This window comes from Lysinibacillus sp. NPDC094403 (assembly GCF_050278745.1).
Classification (GTDB): Bacteria; Bacillota; Bacilli; order Bacillales_A; family Planococcaceae; genus Lysinibacillus.
In genome coordinates this window covers 1-1,078 of record NZ_JBNNTL010000044.1, presented here as the reverse complement: position 1 = coordinate 1,078, position 1,078 = coordinate 1, and the positions used below count along the sequence as shown (strand labels likewise).

The 1,078-nt window shown below is 35.3% G+C and carries 1 pseudogene; it reads right to left on the bottom strand.

Features of this window, described 5'->3' with window-relative positions:
- Window positions 1-983 (bottom strand): annotated as a pseudogene (locus tag ACQKMV_RS23830) (IS3 family transposase); the annotation flags it as partial.
- Between the last annotated feature and the right edge of the window lie 95 nt (window positions 984-1,078).

Genomic DNA, 1,078 nt, shown 5'->3' with positions numbered 1-1,078 from the left:
CGCGATATCCATACTTAATGAAGCAGATACTTCATACGCTAAAATTTCGTTTGTCTCAGCGTCCTTAATCGTTGATAAATAAGCACGTTTGCCGTTCCCGTACGTCAAATACGTGATATCTGTTAATAATACTTTTCCTGCTACACCTTGTTTAAAGTTACGCTGTAATTCATTTGGACATGTACGATGTTCTTTTGTCGCTTTGGCCATTCTACGTGCCGGATTCGCTTTTCGAATTGGGCATACAATCTCGAATTTCTTCATAATGCGGCGAATACGTTTTAAGTTATATGTAATCCCATATTGATTTTCTAACGTCATTTTAATTTGACGTGCACCTTTCCTACGTCCTCGGAAATGATACGCTTTTAAAATGATTTCTTTGACGGCTTCATCTGCTAACTCTTGTGCTGCACGCTTTTGTGCTGATTTTTCAGTGAAATAATTATAGTAACCTGAACGAGATACGCCCATGATTTCACATAGATAGCTTACTAAACGTTTTAGTTTATATTTTTGAATCGTTTTACTGATTAAATCAAATTTTAGTTCTGTTGCGATTGTTATTTCTTCTTTAACATCTGCCTCTCGAGTAGATCGAGCTTTTTTAAAAGTTCATTCTCCGCTTGTAATAATCGATTTTTCGCTTCTAAGCGTGCAATTTTTTCTTCTAAACTTAATTCCCGTTCTATTGGACGACCTGAATTCGTTTTCCGTGTATCTTGTAAACCTTCTACACCTGCGTTACGATAAGAAGCTCGCCAGCGTTTGCCTGAAGATTCGATTCGTTTTATACCGATTAATTTAACATCTAAACCAGCATTTTCAAAAATTTCTCTTGGTAATTTACCTTTTTCATTTTCCGTAATAAAATGACGTTTAAATCCGTCCGTATATGTGATCGCTTTCTCACTAACGGCTTGCACATTTGGATTACATTTTAGCTGTTCTTGTTCTTTTTTTGTAAAATATCTTTTGGTCATTTCACTCTACCCCAACATCTTTTTTCTCATTATAAACAAAAGTACCCTATAGGATAGACTTTTTTCAAAGTGTCTATCTTATAGGGTACAGTTTA